Source organism: Rhodococcus sp. AG1013, assembly GCF_003350365.1.
Lineage (GTDB): Bacteria > Actinomycetota > Actinomycetes > Mycobacteriales > Mycobacteriaceae > Prescottella.
Window position 1 is genome coordinate 118933 of sequence record NZ_QQAT01000011.1, and the last position, 21064, is coordinate 139996.

6 protein-coding genes are annotated in these 21064 nt (G+C 66.4%); all 6 read right to left on the reverse strand.

All coding sequences use genetic code 11. From position 1 onward, the window contains the following. Nucleotide 1: 1 nt before the first annotated feature. On the reverse strand, nucleotides 2–2173 hold the full coding sequence (locus DEU38_RS15360; RefSeq protein ID WP_258557927.1) for a UvrD-helicase domain-containing protein: 2172 nt from the start codon (nucleotides 2171–2173) through the stop codon (nucleotides 2–4). After that, the gene (locus tag DEU38_RS15365; protein ID WP_114722270.1) at nucleotides 2170–8454 is read right to left on the reverse strand and encodes a DEAD/DEAH box helicase; all 6285 of its coding nucleotides are present in this window, start codon (nucleotides 8452–8454) and stop codon (nucleotides 2170–2172) included. The genes DEU38_RS15360 and DEU38_RS15365 overlap by 4 nt, the downstream gene beginning before the upstream one ends. After that, on the reverse strand, nucleotides 8447–13174 hold the full coding sequence (locus tag DEU38_RS15370; RefSeq protein ID WP_114722271.1) for a restriction endonuclease subunit M: 4728 nt from the start codon (nucleotides 13172–13174) through the stop codon (nucleotides 8447–8449). Before DEU38_RS15370 ends, DEU38_RS15365 begins: the two co-directional genes overlap by 8 nt. A gap of 3 nt (nucleotides 13175–13177) precedes the next feature. Then, on the reverse strand, nucleotides 13178–15976 hold the full coding sequence (locus DEU38_RS15375) for a DEAD/DEAH box helicase (RefSeq protein ID WP_114722272.1): 2799 nt from the start codon (nucleotides 15974–15976) through the stop codon (nucleotides 13178–13180). 124 nt (nucleotides 15977–16100) lie between these two features. Continuing rightward, entirely contained in the window at nucleotides 16101–17828 is a 1728-nt protein-coding gene (gene drmB, locus DEU38_RS15380) for a DUF1998 domain-containing protein (RefSeq protein ID WP_258557928.1), read from the reverse strand. Continuing rightward, the gene (locus tag DEU38_RS15385; protein ID WP_258557929.1) at nucleotides 17828–21058 is read right to left on the reverse strand and encodes a helicase-related protein; all 3231 of its coding nucleotides are present in this window, start codon (nucleotides 21056–21058) and stop codon (nucleotides 17828–17830) included. The genes drmB and DEU38_RS15385 overlap by 1 nt, the downstream gene beginning before the upstream one ends. Nucleotides 21059–21064: the final 6 nt, after the last annotated feature.

Here is a 21064-nt window from a genome sequence, read left to right on the forward strand (position 1 = left end):
TCTACAGGGAGGTGGTGGCGAGCGTGGACAGCTCCTCCGTCCACACCACCGCCAGTCTCTCCCGAGCCCGCGAGCCCGCGACGTAGAGGACGTTCCGCAGCTTGCTCTCTTCCAGCTCTCGCGCCGGGCCGGTCATCTTCTGCACATAGTAGGGAGGGAACGAGTCGGCGCCGAGCCGAGCCAGCATGACTGCGCGGAACTCCAGGCCCTTCGCACGGTGCATGGTCATCACGCGGACCGCGTCGCCGAGCTTGTCCTCGTCGGACTTGTCGGTGACGACGACGCTGCCGATCCCGCTGGCCTCCAGCGATTCGGCGATCTCGCCGACGGCCTTGTTGTCGAAGGCGAAGACGGCGACGTCGGACGGCGCGATTCCTTCCTTGATCCACTCGTTGATCTGCGCGGCGATGCCCTTGTCCTCGTCGCCCTGGCTCTTGAACTGCTCGGTCTCCGGATCCGGCCCACCGAACACCGATCGCGCCCCGGCGAGGGTATCGGAGGCGAGGTCGAGATCATCCACGTCCTGATCGACGACCTGCAGGCACCACTGCAGGATCTCCCTCGAGGTCCGATAGTTGACAGTGAGCCGGCGTGAACGACCGCGCGTCTCGATCCCGTAGCGGGACAACGGCGCCGGGCGCCCGTAGATGCGCTGGTGTGCGTCGCCGACGATGAACAGGTCGTCGGTTGCCGGCGCGATGAGGGCGCGCAGCAGCTTCCAGTGCGCGGGGTGCAGATCCTGCGCCTCGTCGATCACCGCGTGGCGGTAGCCGATCTGGTCCCGCAGCGCCGGGTCGGCGACCAGCATCGCGGCCGCCTGTGAGGCGAGCTGGGTGAAGGTCATCAGCCCCTGCGATCGCATCAGGCGTTCGAACTGCTCGATCACCTGCCACACATCTGCACGCTGAGGCCGGGTCAGGCGCTGACTGCGGCCGCTGCGGGTGACGCGGAGGTAGCCGGCCTCGTCCACAATCGCGTTGCCGAGAACGACCTGCGACCACTCGTCCGAGAGGAACGTCGTGTCCCACTGGCCGACCGCGACCAGCGCCGCGCTCGACCAGAGGTCCCGCACCTCGTCGGAGTCGGCCGCGACGAACTTGACGGAACTGACGGCCTTGCGGCGCGCGTCCGAAGCGGTGACCACGCGGCGAGCGAGCGAGTCGATGTTGACGACGTCGACCCGATCGACGATCTTCGGCCCCGCCAGCTGCTTCAGCTGGGACTCGATCGCGCGGGACAGGTTCTTGGTGAAGGTCGTGAACAGCACCTTCTGCGTGGACGAGTCCGCGTCGAGCCGACGAGCGAGATGGCGCGCCCGATGGATCGCGGTCACCGTCTTTCCGGTGCCCGCTCCGCCGGTCACGCGGAACGGCCCGTTCCAACCAGAGTGCTGGGCGAGCTTGCGCTGCAACGGATGCAGCCACACCCGCCACTTCGCGAAGTCACCCTCGAGGACGGCGCGGAGCTCTTCCTCGTTCTCACCCTCGTACCTGGTGAAGCTCAGCCGCGAGAGTGGACGCTGCAGCGCCGCCTCGATGTCGTCGACGTCGACCTCGCCCGGATCCTCGATCACCAGGTCGGCCCACACCTCGTCGGGGCTCTTGCCGTAGGCGAGGTCGAGGACAGCGTTGCCCTGCGAGGACGGCAACGCGTCGGCGATCGCCATGAGGTCGTCCTCGTCGGTCACCTTCTTGAGCTGCTCGGCTATCTCGGGATCGACACCGAACCGTTCGAGGTCCTTCTGCCTGACCTTCGCGGGAATGATCGGCTTCGCGGACGGTTCCGCCGCCTCCGCGCTACGCGCCTTGCCGACCGCCTCCTCGAGCGCGATGGCGTCGAAGAGCTCGGCGGCGCCGGTCTTGGCGTTGACCTGGAGGGTGAGCTTGCTCGCGTAGTCGTAGGCGGCGTCGTGCTTCTTGACCGCCACGAGGTACAGGATGCTGGTGCCGTCGTCCTCACCCGCCGCGACCAGCACGGCGCGGTAGTGGTCGGTCACGCGTGCCGTGCGCACCCGGTTGTTCTGCGCAAGCTTCGGGATCTTGAAGTCGAGTCCGGGAGCCTCCGGATCTCGCTGGATCTTCATGATGAAGTCCACCACGCGCTGCTTGACGCTGCCCTCGAGCCGGTCGTACGAGCTGTCGAACAGGTCGTGCATCCGCACTTCGGCCTTCACTGCGTACTCCCCTTCACCGCATCCTCGATCTCGCGTGCAAGAGTATCCGGCTCGAACGCCCCCTCCGCGGAGGCCACCGTCCACCCGTGCTTCTCGAGCCACTCGTCACGGTCGGCATCGATGTCGACGACGACCGCGACCCTCGTGTCCGGCCACGCCAGCTCGACCTGCCACACGGACTCGTCGGGTCCGACCTCGGCGCCCGCCTCGGGCACGTCGACGCCCTCCCGAGCCATGATCGCGATGAGCTGCGAGAGAACAGGGTCGGTGTAGTCGCGCACGAGCGACCACTCGGGACCCAGCTCGAGCCCCGCGTCCTCCGACTTGCCGAGCACCGAGCCCGCCAACGGGATCAGCGTGCCCGCGAATGGGTCGTCCGACCGCCGGGTCCAGATCTCGACCATGCGCATCGGCAGTTCGTGCCCGAACCGGGGGCGTGTGAGGAACTGCAGAACGTTCGACCACCGCAGCCAGTCACGCCAGTGCGCGACGTGCGACGGGCCACCGACCTCGGACGGACGGTCGTCGAGCACGCACAGCATGCCGAGGGTCGAGACATGATCGTTGGGGTCCGCGACGATCACGAGCGGCAGCCCACTCAGACCGGCACGAGGCACCACCATCACCGACCCGGCGGGATCGGATGCGGGCGTCTCGCCCACCACGAAGGAACTCAGGCCGGCCACGAGTGAGCTGGGCGCGAGCATGATCGGCGGCTCGAACCCGTGCTTGCCCGGGTTGACGATAGACAGCACGGTTCCGTCCGCACCGGCTCCCCACACGTCGGCATCGGGATCGGCAAGATACTCGATAAGGAAGTCGATCGGGTTGCCCCACAACGCCTTCAAGTGCGGATCGTCGATACCGACGCTCGCCGTGTTCTGCGCCTGCTGGTGGAGCAGATCGGGCACCGCCGCCTTGAGCGACTTCGACACGAACGACTGGACGTCGTCCCAGGCGATCGACCACACCCTGCGACCGTCGCGGCGCAACGCGTCCCGCTTCCGCGCGTCGTCGTCGGTGATGTTGTGCTCGACACTTGCGTGGTACTTCTGGCCGTCGAGGTAGACCGCGACATCGCATCCCTGCGCATCACTGCGTGTGAACAGGAAGTCGGGCTGCGTGGTGATCGAGCCGGCCGTGAGGTCCACCAACGGGCGCATCCGCCAACGCCGCGGCTCGCCGCCGGCGTTCGCGAGCCGCAGGTCGAGTTCCTCGCCCTTCGACCCGACGGCGGTCTCCACGGACCAACCCTCGCGGCTCGCGATGCGTTCCTTAAGCGCCTCCCGGAACTGCAGCTCGAGCTCGCTCAGCTGCACCTTCGCGATGTCGACGGTGCTGACCGTCGGGATGGTCTCCACCTCCCAGCCACCGAGGAACTCGTCGAGCAACTTGAGCGCGGATTCGCGGGAGGCGTGGGGCATTTCGCGGGAGGACAGGACGCCGTAGAGGCAGCGGTGGCACGCGGCGCGTCCTTCGAGTCGGCACGGGCACGTGGCGAGCAAGTCGCGGGCGAGCGTGAGGATGCCGCGCAACCGGTCGGGCTGGCCGAACCGATCGAGGTATCCGGTGCCGCCGGGGACGGTGTCGTGAAGGACCAGAAACCGGCGCACCGATCCGGAACCGTCGCTCATGCTCGACGCGACGACGTCGAGATGTTGCGGGTCGCCGCCGAAGTCGCGGCGCAGCCCAAGCAGCAACGCGCCCTTGAACGACGTCATCGTCGTCTCGAAGTGCAGCAGCGACACCGGCAGCAGCAACCGGACGGCCTGGGTGCGCAGCTCGTGGGAGAGCAGCAGGCGCTCCCACTTCTCGGCGGTGCCGCGGCGGGTGGCGCAGTAGCCCCGGTGGCGGGTGCGGTCCTTCTCCGTCGGCCGTGTTGTGACGACACCGCAGTGCGAGCAGGTGGTGAAGCCAGCGGCGGCGACCGTCTCCCCCGCGATGATCGCCTCGCTGCCGGGAGCGTCGCCGGGCCCGACGTTGAGCGAGCGGATGACCGCGGAGCGCGCGTACTCCGCCCCGAATACCGTCGCCTTCAGTTTCCACGCGTCGACGATGTCGGCGGGGTCGATGTCGACGCCGGTGACCTTCGTGAAGAACGTGCGGGTGCGGTCGTCTGCGTCGTCGTCGATGAGGACGTCGTCGAGCCGGTGCACCGCCGAAACCTTCTGCAGCGGAAGCACCTTGTGGACGGCACCGGAGTCGGTGACCGCACTGCTGTGACAGCGCGGGCAGGACGCAAGCGAAGCCTCGACGTTGGTGGTGCCCCATCCGCAGGACGGGCAGAGCCGGGTCCGGGACCACAGCGGCTGGGACAGCGGCCCGACGTCGACGGCGTCGACCTGGACGCGCTTACCGTTCGCATAGAAGTAGGCGCCGGGCGCGAGTTCGGTGAGGGCGGCACTGCTGCTGCGCTCGTACGTGAGGTCGAGGGCCTGCGGCTCGGGCGACTGGCCGCCCTCGTTCGCGGTCCACCACAGGTGCACGTCCAGGGTGGTGGCGTCGTCGAGGAGGTTGTAGTTGGGAAGCAGGCCGACGCCGCTGAGCCCGGTCAGGGTCTCCTGGCGACCGCGTTCGCGCAGTTGGTCGCCGAGTGCCCGCGACTCCCCCATGCAGCGCTTGCGGTCGTCCTTCTGCTGGTCGTCGAGGTGACCGTGCTTATCGAGTTCGGAAACGGTCTGGGCGAGCTCGTTGAGCCGCTTGCGGATCTCGTCGGTCTCGGTCTGCCACGTCAGCGCCACGCGTGCGGCCTCGTCCCGCAGGCCGGTTGCCGCGAAAGCACGGACCGCCTGCTGCGCCTCGGGAACAAGGTTGTTGCCGAACAGCGTGAGGAACTCAGCGCTCAGCGCATCCGCGTCTGTGGTGACCGCGTCGACCACGGATCGGAGCCACGCCCCGTCTTCCATGCCTCCGCCGAGTGCCGTACCGAGCTTGGACGGCATCGCCGGGAGCGTGCCGAGCCCACCGGCAGCGAGGCGGTCGAGCGCGAACGCGAAGAACTGACGGTGCAGCAACTCAGTGGCGTTGAGGTAGGCGCCGGGCGGCAGCACCTCACCGGCCAACAGGTGGGTCGGCTCCGCGAAGTAGTAGAGGTCCCGCGGCGAGCTGGGTACGGCCGCAAGGACGAACGCGTTGCCGGTGGAACGGCCGGCGCGGCCGATCCGCTGGAGGTAGTTCGCAGTGGACCGCGGCAACGATGCGAGCGCGACGGTGCTCAAATCACCGATGTCGATACCGAGTTCGAGGGTGGGCGTGCAGGCGAGGATGTTCGGGTCGACGGGCGAGCCACCCATCTTGAAGCGTGCCTCGACTTCCTCCCGCTCCTCACGGTCGAGCAGGCCGGTGTGCTCCTCGCTGACGATGCGTCGGATGCGGCCCTGCTGGTACATGGTCCGGTAGAAGTTCGTCGGCTCGATCTCGACCGGCGCCAGGGTTCCGGGGCAGCGCATCCGTGGGCAGGGCGCGCCGTCCCAGAGGGTGGAGCGGTTCGAGGCGGCGGGTTGCACGTGGTGGCAAACCGGACACTGAAGCCGTTCGATGCCGTTGGGATCGAGGATGACGTGCTCGGCCGTGAGCCCGTAGATCTTGGATCCCTTTTCGCCGCTGCGGCGTTCGAGCGGGCCGTCGTCGCCCGCGAGGACGTCGACGACGTCGGCGAGGAGGGCGCGGGCCTCAGGCGCAGTGACGCCGAGGCACCGGCGGGTCCAGTCGGTCAGCCGCGATTCGCCGCGTGGGCCCAGCGCGATGAAGTCGGTGTCGCCGGCGGCGCCGGTGGTGAGGAAGCCGGGGGCGGGGCGCCCGGCGGGGAACTTCGGCATGCCCTCGGCGCTACCGCCCCAGATGGACCACCGTTTGCCTTCGTCGCGGATGTACCGCGCGAGCCACCGGTGGTGAATGCCACCCGTCGTACGCAGCTGCTCGAGCAGTCCAAGGATCCAGATGTCGTACTGGGGGTTGGGATGCGCGCCACCCAGGTCGAGGCTGAGTTGCGGCAGGTTCTGGTGGATGTCGCGGGCTATAGACGCGAAGTGGCCCAGATCGATGTCGACGTCGACCGCGACCGCCCCGGTCAGTTCGAGCGTGCGGCCCATGCGGGCGTTCAGGCCGGTTTCGAGATGCGCCTGGAACGCGATGCGCACGTCGAGCAGATCGCGTAGCCATCCGTCGGAGTCGTGGTCGAGCCAGGCGCCTTCGACGCCGGTGCGGCGCACGAAGTCGGGTGGGGTGATCGAGTACAGCTGCGCGACCGGGGTATCGGAGAACAGGCGCTGGGACGCGGCCTGGAGCGTGGTGCGTTCGCCGCGGGTGGCTGCGAGTAGCGCGGAACGAAAGTTGAACTGGAAGGCGCGGCCCTCGATGAACGCGGCGCGGTGGGCCGCATCCTGCACGGAGTCGGTGAAAACGAGGGTCTTCTTCTCGTCGTCCGCCAGCAGTGGGGAGCCGAATTCGCTGGTGAGGCCGACGCTGAGGAGAGTGGCGACACTGGATCCGAGGAAGCGGATCGCATTGCGCGCACCGCACGCGGGGCACGTCTGCTCGGCCGCCTGCTCCTCGTCCGGAGTGCCGTGCACCGCGATGGTGTTCTCGTTCGGAGTGGAGGCGGTCTCGAGGGTGTCCGCGTCGACGAAGGCGACGCCCTGGTCGGCGGCGTCGGCCAGGAGCAACGTGCGGGTCTTGCGCCGATCGGCGAGGCGCGCGCTGTCGCGCCAGATCGCCTGCGGGTCGTGCGCGAAGGAGTCGCCGAGTTCGGTAGTGGAGGTCATCCACCCCGAATGCCCGCACACCCGGCAGTGCACCGCGGGCAGGTAGGTGCCGTCGGCGGGTGGGCCGTCGTGCCACCAGTCGAAGCTCGGCTCTCGGGACACCTGGCGCAGCATCCGGGTCAACTCCCGCACCCACAGCTGCACCTGCACGTTGAGCAGGGGACGGAGCGAGCCGTGGTCGTCACGGATGCGGGCGACGGACAGGAGTGCGAGGAACTTCAGCAGCGCCTGCTGCACCTCGGCGGGTCGGCCGGCGTTGTGCACGCCCCACGGCAGGACGCCGGCCTGGGTGATGCGGGTGACGGCCTCGGCCGGGGTGACGGGTTCACCGCTGAGGGCGTCGATGACGGCGCGGGTGAGGAAGTGGGTGCGCAGCGCGTTGCCGATCTCGACGGGGTCGGCGTAGTCGATGTCCGCGGCATGGGCGCCCGATTCGGTGGCGGGCTCCAGCACTGCGCGCGCCAGCGGCTCCCATGATCCCTCCGCCGCCGCATCCGGCGTCGGAGCTTCGAGAATGACCTCGACCGGCGGAATGTCGAGGGTGAAGTCGACGTGCGGGACGACGTCGGCGGCGGTGAGAGACGTCTCGGTGACGAGGGATTCGGGTGGGAACGCGGTCCCGAAGATGGTCGCGGCGAACTCGCGCAGCTCAGGCGAGCGGCTTCCTCCGCCGAGTGTCGCGGAGGTGGCGACGGGGGTGACGCGGCCCAGCGGGCGGCCGGTCTCGGCGACGCCGATGCGCGCGCCGAGCCGGCGGATGAGCATGGCGACGTCGGTGCCCTGTGCACCGTCGTAGGTGTGGAACTCGTCGAGAACGAGGTACTGGAGGCTCGATGCAGTGTTGTCCCACAACGGGTTGTCGCCTGAGCGGAGGAGCAGCAGGTCGAGCATCTTGTAGTTGGTGAGCAGGATGTCGGGCGGGTTCTTGCGCAGCTCGTCACGGTTGTCGACGAGCTGGTTGCGCGTCGGGGTGCGGCGCCGGCCCTGTCCGCCGATGTAGACGCCGGCCGTGACGTCATTCAGCTGCGGGTCGTCGTGCAGGTAGTTCGCGAGGCGACGGGCCTGGTCGGTGACGAGCGCGTTCATCGGGTACAGGATGATCGCCTTGATCCCCTGTTCGCCGCGCGCGGCGGCCCTGCGTGCGTGGTCGAGGAGCGGGACGAGGAAGGATTCGGTCTTACCCGAGCCGGTTCCGGTGGTCACGATCGTCGGCTGTGCCGCACCGTCCCGCGTCGAGAGGCGTTCGAACGCAGTCGCCTGGTGTTGAAAGGGATGGAACCCCTTGGGCATCCATTCCAGTGGCGACGTCCACTTCGCTGGCACCTGCTGGTAGGGCGTGCGCACCTTCAGGTACGGGCCACGGAAGATCCCTGTTTCCGGGTGCCGCAGGAACTCGCCGAGGGCTGCGCCGGCGTTCGGATCGGCCAGCGCGAAGGTGGTGGCAAGGTACTCGGTGATCGAGTCCTTCGTTTCCTCGGCGAGCAGGGACGGGAAGGTCGGCGCCGCGATGTCACCCATTCAGACCGAGCCTCCGCTCGAACTCTGCGTAGGCCGTACGCATTTCGGCCTCACGGTCGGGCTTGTAGAACCACGGCGTGTCATGGTTCGCGTCGAGCGGGAACGGCGTGTAGCGGTCGAGCAGATCGCCGCAGTCTTCGCCTTCGAGGTAGGCCTGCAGGAGCTTGTAGTCGTCCTTCTGCTGCTTGACTCCCTGCGCATGGTGGTCCTTGGCGATCTTGCGGCCGTTCGCGTCAAAGTACATCTCGTATTCGTACTTGCGGAGAACCGGGAACTGCGCCCGGAACATTAGAGCCAGGTGATCGGCCGTAAGCCCGAGCATCAGCGCGGCGAGAGCGTCGATCTCCACCAAGGCAGCGCGGCGCTCGAGCTCAGTCCGCAGCGGAGTGCTCATCGACCAGGCCCGCTCTCCGACGCCGAGATCAGCGAGAGATCCAAACGCCTGTGTCCATGTGTCGCGTGCGTACGAGTCCTGATGCAACCCCTCCCACAGAGGTGAGTAATCGCGGGTCAGGCAGTTCATCCGGAGTGTACGAAGAAGGAGGTACTGCCCCGCCGGGTGGTTGATCGGTGCAGGGAACCGGTCGACCAGATCAGCGTGCACATCAGACTTGCCACTGACCTTGACCAGGTAGTCAAATGGCAGCGATGCCCACAGTCCCGCGACCAGTGCCGTGTTTCGCGAGTCCTCGGCTCGAATCGACAGGTTCGAGCCGGTATGGACGGGTGCAGCACACGTCGATACCGCGCACGTGTGCACGGTATGGACGTGTGCTGCACCGGGTGGAATCAACGCCGCGTGCAGTGAGCGCTCCAGCCCGGGCTGCGTCATCCGCCGCCATGCGATGCGCCAGTAGTCCGTCGCGGGACGCTCATCCCATTGTGGGAGGCCCGCGTTGTAATCTCCACGCTCAGAAGCACGCTGGTAGTTGGTGCGTGGAATCACAGACTCAGGAATCTCCTCCAGATCCCACGTAGTGTAGTCACCCTTGCTTTTGCATTCCTCGTTCGGCTCCTTTGCGAACGGGCTTGCCACGGTGAAGTGCGGTCCCTGATAGACAACGTCGTTCCAGCCACTCGGATACTCGGTTCGCCACTCGATATATCCGTCCCGCTTCGCACCCTTTTCGTGCCAAAGACTCGACCAGCGGTAGCCCACGTCGCCCAGCCGGGTGTCGTGTTTCGCAATCACCCTTAGCAGCTCAACATGCTCACGGGTCAGTGGCCGCAGAAGCCTCGCCCGTGTAGCCGGCGTTCCTTCCGGATCGAAAAGCTGCACCCAATCATCAAGTACGCCTCGATCGATCACAGCGATTCGAGACGCATGCGGACGCAAATCCCAACCACCCCATTCATACTGAAGACCCGGAACCTCACCGTCGGAATCATTTCCCCCGATCGAGCCATCGACAATGGCCGGATGCACGAGGTTACTTGAGTTGAGGAAGCAAATATCGGCCTTTGGTCCATAAACGGAAATACCGAAGTAGGTTACAGCCGCAACCTCCTCGAACAACGCAAGGTGATTCGAGAACTGCCAATGACGTCGAAGGCGCAGATACAGTTGCTCCCGCAAACGCCCCGCCTTTGGATCCGTGAAGTGACTCTCAGGGTGTATCAACCCGGAAACACCATCGACGCAGGCATTCCGCCATGCTCGCTCGATGAAGTTGGTATACAGATTCGTCTGCACACCGGCGAGGACAGGATGCTCGACTGCCGACCCCAGGTGCTCCGCGGTACCCGCCCACGCGTTTAGATCACCAAGGTATCTAGCCTTGACTGGATCAACTTCGAGCACTGCACTTCTCCGCGCGTTGAATGTCTTTTCGGGAATCTTCTCCTGCAGGATGAAGTACGGATCGTGCTCGGCGAGTGCGATATCGTCCTTCCACACCGGCCGCACCCACGGCGGATTACCCACCTGCAGGTCGAATCCGCCGCGCTCGAAGATCTGCGCGAAGTCAAGTTCCCAGTGGAAGAACCCCTGCTCCTCGGCGATACCTCGCGTTGTACCGAGCCACTGGTGCTTCGTCACAAGATTCGCCACGGACTGCATGCCATAGAAGCCCCGCTCGAGCTCGTCCACCTTGGCCAGTTCGTCAAGACTCTCGACAGTCTCGTGGAACATCGCTTGGTCGGCCTCAACCTGGCGAATTCCATCAGCACCGAGGAGCCCTTCCATGGTCGCGAGCCACTCGTCGAAGCTTGGCGGCCCCGGATGTCCGTCTTTGTCTTTGGGGTACGAGATCTTCAGCGGCCCCGTCAGCGGCCAGAACCACATGGCACACCAAGTGTCCATTGCAAGCCGCAAGCGCATATACGGCCCCTCTGGATCAAGGAGCTCCGATTCGACTCGTTCACGAGAAACCGCCGATTCGACCGCGGGGACGACTGCTTGCCACACGTCAATCTGACGCGCGACCTCACGTTCGCTGATCTCGAGGCGCCGCAGCGTCAGCTCCCACAGGCGCTCGACTCGTCGAGAAAGCGCACGCAGCTGTTGGAGCTGCTTCTTGTCCGGCTTCTTCGACACCTCATTGCGCCATTCCTTTAGCGCCTTAGCCGCTTCCGGCATCAACTCCTTGGCATGCTTCGCATCGGCGACAGCGGCCCAACCGCTGGCTGGCAGGAGGAAGTGATGGATCTCGCCGTCACCGATCGGGCCCGCGGCCAGTGGCCGGTCGGTCGGCGGGGTCGTGAGCCAGCTCTTCTTTGCCTTGCCGAGCGACGTGAAGTCGTAGGTGGCACGCCGGGCACCGATCAGCGAGTTGCCCCGTCGCAGGTGCAGACCGAACCACGGGGCCTGCAGGCCACGATGCATCACGTTGAGCCACAGGGACACCTCGGCCAGTTCTACGGCGGTGGCGTTGAGGTCCACGCCGTAGGCGCGGTGCAGGGCCAGGTAGGCCTTCACCTTCTGCAGTTCGGTGGTGTACTGCTCGGGCTCAATCCGCTCCCCCAGCTCGTTCTGCCGACGGACCAGGTACTCCGTGGCGAGCTGGTTGATCGCCTCGTTGAGGAAGGCGCCGCTGCCGAGCGCCGGCTCGCAGATGCGGTACTCGAGAATGTCGGCTGCGGTCGTCTCGTCGGTGATGAGTTCCGCGAGGGCGTGCTTGACGACGGTCTTGGTAAGCACCTCGGGCGTGTAGTAGGAGGCGCTGCGCTGGCGGTCGCGGCCGGAGAGCCGGAACACGAAGCTGCCCTTGGCATGCCGCACGATGTCCTTGCGGCCGGTTAGCCGATCCTCGCGCCACACGATGTCCTCGGCTGCGTAGTCGCCCGACTTAATGGACGGCACCAGCCACGAGCCCTTGTCGGCGTTGCCGTCCTTTGCAACCTCGACCATGTCGTCGTCGGCGATCAGGCCGGAGTACGACATCAAACCCTCGTACACGGCACCGAGCTGGTTGATGCCGAGCTGGGCATACGAGATGTAGCCGCGCTGCTTGTTCTTGTTCTTCGACGGCTTCGACAGCAGCAGGAGGGTGAGTACCTCCTGCAGCACCCGGTTGCTGATCTTGACATCGTCAATCAACGGGGTGCGGGCTGGATCGAACAGATCCGAGCGCATCGCCTCGAACACCAGCCCGTCGCCATCCTCGACTCCGGCGCCATGGCCGTCGTTCACGAGCCGGAACAGCAGATCCAGCGACTCGTGCAGGTGATGGCCGTCCGCGGAGCGTCCGGTCAATGGAACCTGGATGATCTCGCGGAGCCGGTCCAGCCCGTACCCGGACCCGTACTCGGGCGCGCCGACGGGAAGGATACCCAGTTCCGGGCGAGCTTCGGCGAAGAGCAGAAACAGAATTCGGTACAGGAATCGCAGCGACTGGATCGTCAGATCCTTGGGGAGTTCCTGGATACCCTCGACAGGCAAGCCGGCCTCACGGCGCTGTGCGAGCACCTCGTTGGCGAGCTTCTCGATCGAGATCCGCAGGCCCTCGCGGAGATCCTCGCTGACACCGACAGCGTGCTTCTCGGAATCCTCACTGAACGCGTCGAGGGTCGCCTTGCCGTCGTCATTGGGCAGCAGCACATCCGCGGACCAGAGGCCGGCGTGATGGGCGAGCTCACCAGCGGCCTTCTCGTCGCGGCGGTCCAGGGCGGTCGCGACGTCGAAGGCGAGATAGCGGCCCTCCGACCACCGGGCGGCGTCAGTGAGCAGCACCGTGCCGCCGGCGAGCAGCAGGAGATATCTAGGCGCGTGGTCGCTGACGAACAGCTGGGTGATCGCCTTGGACACCGACACGAGCTCTTCGGTCTTCTCACTGGTGATCGTCAACTGCAGCGGGTGCAGCAACTCGGCGTCGACGGAGAACAGGGAGTCGGCGTCGGTCGCCGGCACCGCCTGCAAGATGTGCAACGCGTCGGTGTCTGACGCGCCGGAGAATCGCGCGATCAGCGGGACAGCGATCGGCGTCTCCCCCTGGAAGGTCTCCAGGATCGTCTCGCTCGTCTCGAAGCCCACCGCGCGCAACAGATCCCGATGCGCTTCGCTGACGACCGTGGGGTAGTCCGGATGCTCCGGGGCGGGAAGCTCGCCGAGCGCACGGAGGTAGCTGCCGCTGACCGCCACCAGCCCCTTGAGCGGGGTCTCCTTGCCCTGGGTCGCGCGCTCCTTCCAGTCCTTGCCGAGATCCTTGAGCTTGGTGGGAAAAACCTCCGCGAGCCAGTGCTCCGACAGGTAGTCGTTGACGTTGGAGATGGAGTCGAACATGGCTCAGCTACCTGCTTTCGGCACGATCACGGCGACGACGCGAACGAAGGGATCGCTGCTGGCGGCGAGGGCATCGATGAGAGCGGTCGACTGGTCGACGGTCGCCTCGATCTCGAGCCTCGACCCGGTGCGGCGGCCGCTGTCGGTCACGATGCCGAGAGCGGTTTGCTCCCAGCCCTTCAGCCCGCGGCGGTACTCGTCGATCCGTCGGAGCAGATCGGCTTCGAAGTCGTCGCGACATTCACGAATGTGTTCGGTCGCGGCGTCCACCGCGGCGCCCACCCGGTACTGCAGCGCGTCGAGGTCGACGTCGGCGAAACCGGCGTTCGATGCACCCTCCCGGATGCCGGCCTGGTCGAGCGTCTCGTCGAAGTCCCCGACCTCCGGGTGATCGGGAAGCCCCCGCACCGCACCCCAGTGCGCAATCGCGGGCTGGCCAAGCGAGTTCGACCACACCGCCTGGGTGAGGAACACAGGCTCGCTCACGTTGCCGGACAGGACCGGAATCTCGTTGCGCCCGAAGCGCGAGACGGATCGGTCCGCTGCCCAGTCCAACACCGGGTGAATGGGGGCGAGGAAGTGCACGTCCGGCCATGCGCTGTCCGTCGACTTCCGCGCCTTGTCCAGACGCTCCTCCGAGAACTCGTTGCTCCCGGACAGCCGCAGCCGCTCGGCGATCTTCTGCTCGTCGAGGTACTCCGACGGCAGGTCGCGGAACCGCGGCACCAGATCCGACGGCGGGTTGAACGCGATCATGTCCTTGTCGTCGTCCCGGGAGACCTCCAGGGCATGCCCACCGGGCTCGGCGGCGACGTCCGCGAGCGCGTCGGCGAGGTAGTTGTCGTCGTCCTTGAACAGCGACCGCCGCGGCACCTCCTCCGGCGTCGGGTCACCCTCGTGGCCGCCGGCCGTGACCTGTAGGCGGGCGAACGGGTTGTTCAGGGCTGCCGGCGTCGGCTCCGGGACCACCGCATCGAGATCCTTGCCGTCGCGGATGGCCTTCATCACCGTCTGCTCTTCGATCTCCGCGTCATGCACATCGAGGAGAACGCCCGCGTCGCCGAGCGCCTGGTTGGCCTCGTGCTCCTTCTGCAGCAGCTTGGTGACCACCCGCAGATCGCTGGGTACGTCATCGACGTCGCTGGTCAGCGCCAGGGCCGCGATCTGGGGTTCGTGAAGCTGTCCGTAGCGGTCGATGCGGCCGTTGCGTTGCTGGATCCGGATGAATGACCACGGCAGGTCGTAGTGGACCAGCTGATGGCATTCCTTGTGCAGGTTCAGCCCCTCGGAGGCCATGTCGGACGCGAGCAGGATGCGGATGTCCGAGCTTGCCTGCCCGAAACTCTCCACCACGGCCTGCACCTTCTCGTCCGGCAGCCCGGCGTGGAGCACCTGCACCGCCTTGGCCGGCAGCTTGAGCCGCTTGGCCACCTCCGCCCCGAGCCAGGTGAGGGTGTCGATCCGCTCGGAGAAGACTACTGCGCGGGTGGGTGAGCCCTTGCCGACCCCCATCTCGGTGAGGTGGTCGATCAACTTCACCAGTTTGGAGGGCGTCTTCGCGTCCGCCGCCTCGGCGAGCTCGTCGAGCCGCAGCAGCGCCTTGGCCTCCGGGGACGTCGTGGAGTCGAGGGTCTTGAGGCGGCGTTCGACGCTCGCGCGCAGCGCCTTCGGCGACGACAGGAAGGCCTTGAACAGCGTCCACGGAAAGAGCTGACGCCCCTGGCCCGTCACCACCGAGCCGCCGTCGGGATGCAGCCAGGTGTCCTCGAGCTCCCGCAGCACCGCGATCTCCGCGGCGTTGGGCACCACCTCGACCACCTTCGGGGTCCGGCGCTGCTTCCACTTGTGCGCGACGTCGAGCTTGACGTCGGGCGAGTTCCGGTGCCGACGGACGTAGAGGTGTTCGATGTCCTTGGCCGTGTACTCGGTCCGGTCGGCGATGGCGGTCGGGTCGAGCAGGTTCACCAGCTCCGCGAACGACTCGGGCTTGCCGTTGTGTGGGGTGGCGCTGGCGAGGATCAGCGCATCGGTCTGCGCGGCAAGGAGTTTCGCGAGTTCGTTGTTCTGAGTTCCGCGATTGATCAGATTGTGGCACTCGTCGATCACGACGGCGTCCCACTTGTGATTCTTCAGGTGGTGCTTGTACTTCGCCGGGTTTTTGAGGGTGTCGATCGAGACGATCACCCGCTTGTAGTAGCTGAACGGGTTCCGGGAACTCGGGAGCGTCTGCTTGACCTTCTGGATGCCGCCGGAGTCCAACCGGACGAGCGGGATCGCGAACCGTGTCCACAGCTCGTGCTGGAACTGCTCCAGCACCGCGCGGGGCGTAACCACCAGGATGCGCTCGCCCCGGCCGCGCCGGATCAGCTCCGACAGCAGGATACCGATCTCCAAGGTTTTACCGAGACCGACGGCGTCGCCGATCAGAATCCGCGGTCGCAGGTTCTGCAGCGCCTGTGCGGCCGGGCGAAGCTGGTAGTCCATCCTGTCGAGGAGACCGCGGTGGCCGACCGCGATGCGCGTCTCGGCGGCCGGTACCGGGCTGCTGCGACGCACCGACTCGAGCCATAGCCGAGAGCGCCGGAAGCCCGCCGATTCGTCGAGCACGAGCTTGCCGTCACGCGGGTCGAGCCGGTCGATCGTGTCGAGGGAATCGAAGAAGACGGCGTCCTGGTCGCGGACGAGCTCGCCGATTCCAGTCACCTCGACGCGCGTGCCGTCACGCTCGGTGGTCCGCACCGACCGCACGAGCCACTCCTCGTCACGGACCACAACGCGCTCACCAGCGGCGATGTCTGCCACTCAGGACTCCTTCGAACATGGAACTATCGGGGTCAGATTAGTCGTCGGACAGCCCGCGGTAGCGCAGGCTCCCACCCGGGAGAGGCGGCGGGACGAGAGCTGCCCGTCCCGCCGCCCCGGAGGGTCAGCCTGCGGCTACGAACGTGCTGAGTAGGCCAGCGTCCGCCTCGTCTTCCTCATGAGTGCCGAACAACAACGCACGGTCGAGGAAGGTATTCGTGAGCTCGCAAGACGTTTCCGGCACCAGCACACACGCGTGGCAGGCCGCCAGGTTGAGCGCGTCGGCGCCGGACGCCTTGGACTCGATACACACGGGGTCGCATGAGCACCACGAGAGCCGCGTCAACCCTTCGCGGAGTGCGTCGGCAAAGCTGTCCGGCGACGCCTGAGACGCCACGCCGCCGAGGCTGCCCGCCGAATCCGAGCTCGCCGTGTACACGAGAATGCCTGCCATTTCGTCGTCGACGTAGAGGCGCTCGCGCAGCGACGCCGCCGGGTAGCCCGCATCCAGCGACAACTGATCGATGAGGACATGCGCGAGGGTGTGCACGGCCACCTCCACGATGTCGATACGCGGCGCCGGACGCCCGAACTCCGCGGCCCGCCGGTCGGCGGCCGACTGAAGCAGCTTCCGGCGACGCTGGGCAAACCGCTCCTTGGACCAGTTAGTGAGCTCACCCCGGTCCAGCGCGACGAACACACCTTCGCCGATGACCTCGATCGCCGGCAACCAGTGCTGTCGGGTGCGGGACAGATCGCACAGCCCCTCGGCGCCGAGCTCCGTCACACCGTCCAGGCGGGAGAAGCCATACAGCGCCCGCACCTCACGCAGGCGCGTAACCTTGCGCACCTCGGTTACCAGCTTCGGCAGCGACGAATCCAGCCGCATCGGCAGGCACACGAAATCGGAGTCGATGCCGTTTTCTTCCCGACCTGCCATGAGCGCACTGAACTCGTCACGCCGCAGCGCCGACTCGCTGAAGTCCGCATCCTTCTCCTCGCTACGCCGACGCTCGAGTTCCGCGGTGATTTCCTCCGCCGAGTGCTTGCCGTTGGACGACTTTGCGATGTTTTCGATCAGCCTCGGCGTCACGGCGTCCGGGTCTTCCAGCGAGATCCAATGCTTGTCGACGAACTTTGCCAATGCCTCCGAGTAAGGCGGGATCGAGATCGCGGACCGCACTGCGGGGAACCACACGTTCGACGCACCACGCTGGAGGACACGAGGAATCTCCGCGCAGTCCTGCCGTGCCTCCCCACCCAGCCAGGGCCGTGCGCCGCTGCACGTGCCGAACTCGGCGAGCGCCTTCGGGCCGAAGGTTCCGTCCAGCGACTTCGGCTTCACCCCGCAGGTGCACTTGAGCACGAGGTCGGCGAGCGACGACGTCCGGCCGAGCGACGTCATCGTCATCTCGTGCTTCGCGCCGTCGGCCGACACCGTCCCCTTGTGCAGCCACCGGAAGTAGGGGAACTCGTCGATGTGCCCCTTCGCGCACGCCGTGATGAGACGGAACGGCGTCAGCAGCGCCTTGTCCTTGCACTGCGCACACTTCGCGACGTTCCAGTCCTTCGCGAGGTCTGGCAGTGACCCGATCCGACGACAGGACGGACAGACCTGCGTCAGCGGGAACCGGATCACCGGCACGTCCCGTGCCGTGCCGGCGGGTGGCGTCTTGAGGTCGCTCACCCGCAACGAACGGGCGAGCCGAGGCTCACTCACGGGACGCGCGCGGTTCTCGTTCCACTCGTCCAAACCGACGATCATGTAGCTCGTCGTCTCCGACGGAAAGAGCCCGCCGATCCCGTACGTGCTGAGAAGTTGACCCCTGCGGGCCTTCGCTCCAGTCGTCATTACTTCCTCTTCATCGCAATCTGGTACAGGCCGCTTTCCGCATCGACTTCGCGCATGCTGCGCATCGTCGGCCAGGGAGCCTCGTTCTGGGAGTACTCGATGTGATCGTGGATCAGGGCTGCCGCGGGGTCGACGAGCAACGCCGCATCGAGATTTCGAACGTTCTGGTAGCGCATGTTCGGCTTCGCCTCACCGGCCTCCGACCACACGTCCAACAGCGCATCGACCTGGTCGACCGTGGCGGCCAGTTCCTCGGCGGCTTCCTCGTCCCCGTTCTTCGCCGGATCCTCGAGCACAGTCTTGGCTCGGCGCGTGAGGATGTCGGCGATCTTGCGAAGGTCCTCCCAGTTGTCGTCGGCAAGGTGCGCCGCAGTGTCCGGCGCGAGACCCGGAACCAACAGCCTTGCGAGCGACACCAGCACGCCGTGCAAGCCGCGGTCCCGGGCGCGGGCCGCGAATGGCGTGGCGCTGGTCGCCTCGACCGCTCGATAGAGGGCCTGGTGGTACGGGACGAAACTCTCGTAGTGCGAACGATCACGCGAACGAGCCGCGTTGAAGATCGTCACGACCAATCCCGGGAACTTTCGCCCGACGCGGCTGGTCGCCTGGATGTACTCGGAGCTGGACTGCGGCTGCCCCATCACGGTCATCAACCCCAGACGGTCGATGTCGACACCGACCGAGATCATGTTGGTCGCCAACACGACATCGTCCGGCTTGCCGTCCGCCAACGTGGCTTCGATCCGCTTGAGCCGCTCCGGGATCTCGGAGGACGCGACCCGGCTGGTGAGTTCGTTCGCTGGCTTCAGCTCACGCGCCGTCGTGTCCTTTCGGTTCGACACCACCCGGAGGCGCTCACGGACGTCACCCTCCACCTGAAGGTTGGCGCTGCCGAGCACCCGAAGGCTGTTGAAGTAGCCGAGGAGCGTCCAGTACGGATCGCGTGTGGCGTCGTCGCCCTCGATGTCCTTGGCCGCCTGCAGCAGCGCCGCGTACACGCGGACCAGTAGCGTCGCGTGGCTCGTGGCCGGCGACATGATTCCGACGTACTGCCGGGTGCCGTGCGTGTCTCGCGGCGCGGGCTCGGCGAAGAACGACTCGTCGGGGTTGATACCCGGCGGCGGGAACTGTGCCGCTGTACGCGCGAATACCGAGCGGATCTGCTTCTCGGCCCGACGGATCGTCGCGGTCGAGGCGATCACCTTCGGCCGGCCCCGATCTTCGGACTCGGCGAGCGGATCCACCGAACACGCTGCATCGACGGCAGTTTCGTAGAGTCCCACCATCGACCCCAACGGTCCGGAGATCAGGTGCAGCTCGTCCTGGATGATCAGGTTCGGCGGATATCCGATGCCGTCTCGGGCGAAGAGCTTGCCGACGTTCTCGTTCCATGCCATCGCCGCGAACTTGTCGACCGTGCCCAGGATCAGCTCGGGACGTTCCCGATAGATGTCCTCGTCGACCAGATGCACGGGTAGACCGTCCGTGAAATCGCAGCCGGCAGTTCCGCATCCGATGTGCAGGTGCCGGTCGGGATGCTTGAGCACCGCATAGTTCTTGTGGTCGAGTGCCGTTCCGCACCACGGGCACTGCGTCAGCTGCACCGGGTTCTTCTCCTGCAGCTCACGACCCGATGCAAGATCTCGCAGCGATCGCCTCGCTTCGTCGAATGTGTTCGGCGTACCGCCGCCGCCGACCCACAGCCCGATCGAGAACGGTCGTGTACCGATGTCGGAGTTGGCCTTCCGCACCGTCTCCAGCGAACACATGAGCATCGTTGCCCGCTCGAACTGCTGGATCGTCAGCAGCCGCAGGGTGTACCGCATGATCACGGCCACGCCCTGCGCCTCTCGATCCTGCAGTCGGCGGTGGAGGATCGAGAACGCCACCAACCCCAGGTAGGCCTCGGTCTTGCCACCGCCGGTCGGGAACCACAACAGGTCCGCGGTATCCCGGTCCGGATGATTCCGGTCGGCCAGCCCCGGCAGGTTCAACAGAATGTATGCGATCTGGAACGGATACCACCGGTCCTCGGCGCCGTCACCGACCGCCCCCTTGGCCCCCTTACGGACCCAGTCCTGACGGGCACGCTGCAACTGCATGGCCTGATTCGAGAGTCGGAACGCCCGCATGCTGACCGGGTCGTCGCGCAGCAGGTCGATGCCGGCCTCGATGCGGTCTGCTGCAACGCGCGCGGCCTCGACGTGCCCCCGCGCCGTCTCCAGCAACTCGTCTCGGACATCTGCGTCCCCGGACGTCAGGTCGCTCTCGAGCTGCTTGATCCACTCGCGGTAGCGCACCGCCAGGCCCCGCAGGCTGGCGACGACCTCTTCGTCGGAACCGTTCGCCAAGAACGACATCCGCAGGTTGACGGACTCGTCGAGGAGACCTGGTCTCGCCCGCGACACCTCGTAGGTAGGAAGGAACGTCGTTGCAACGTGGTCCACGGACTCACCGGCAGATGCCGTGTCCCACTCCGCTGCGCATCCATGACCGATCGCGAAGGTCCGCTTGTTGCGATAAAGCAGAGCCGACGTGTCCAGGTCGGGGTCGTGCCCGACATTCACGTGGCCGCTCCGGTCGACAATCGCCGGCACCGCGGTCGAGACGCCGATTCCGACCTGGAACCACGCCTTGTCGTCCCGGAGCTCACCCTTGACAGCAGGCTTGGTGTTACGCAGCGCGACAGAGATCGTCGAGACGCCGTCACGCGGCGGCCGGACGTACACGTACAGCTCGAGACCGTCGACGACGGCTTCCTTCGGCCCGCACAGCCCCGGTTCTGTGATGGACACCGTAACGGGATCCAGTGCCAGCGGGACTCGCTGCCAATCGTCGGATCGCTTCTTCTTGGCCTCGACGTCGTCACCTTCAACCGCAACGGCAGTGTAGCTCGCGCCCGCGATCGCGATCGTGATCTCGCTCGCGTCGGCGAGCCGGACGGAGAACGTCAGGCCGACCGACGACGGGTACCGCATCAACGCCTGCGCCACCGGGCTGTCCTCGGTCGGTTCGGAACCACCGGATTCCTCACCGTCCGGTTCAGGCGTCTCCTGCCGGCGGTCGTCGACCGGCCAGAGGGCACCGATGATGTATCGGTCGAGCGGCGCCTCCGAGATGACCTCGTTCTCACCGCCGCCCGGGCCGATGACGTCGCGCGCTAGCTCCTCGACCATCTCCGTCCTGAACCGGTACTTCTCGTCCAGAGTTGTATCCAAATTAGAACTCACCAGCAT

Bases quoted from the DNA above. Each gene is read 5' to 3' on its own strand.
- DEU38_RS15365 (WP_114722270.1), bottom strand. From the start codon at position 8,454: ATGGGTGACATCGCGGCGCCGACCTTCCCGTCCCTGCTCGCCGAGGAA.
- DEU38_RS15370 (WP_114722271.1), bottom strand. From the start codon at position 13,174: ATGTTCGACTCCATCTCCAACGTCAACGACTACCTGTCGGAGCACTGG.
- drmB (WP_258557928.1), bottom strand. From the start codon at position 17,828: ATGACGACTGGAGCGAAGGCCCGCAGGGGTCAACTTCTCAGCACGTAC.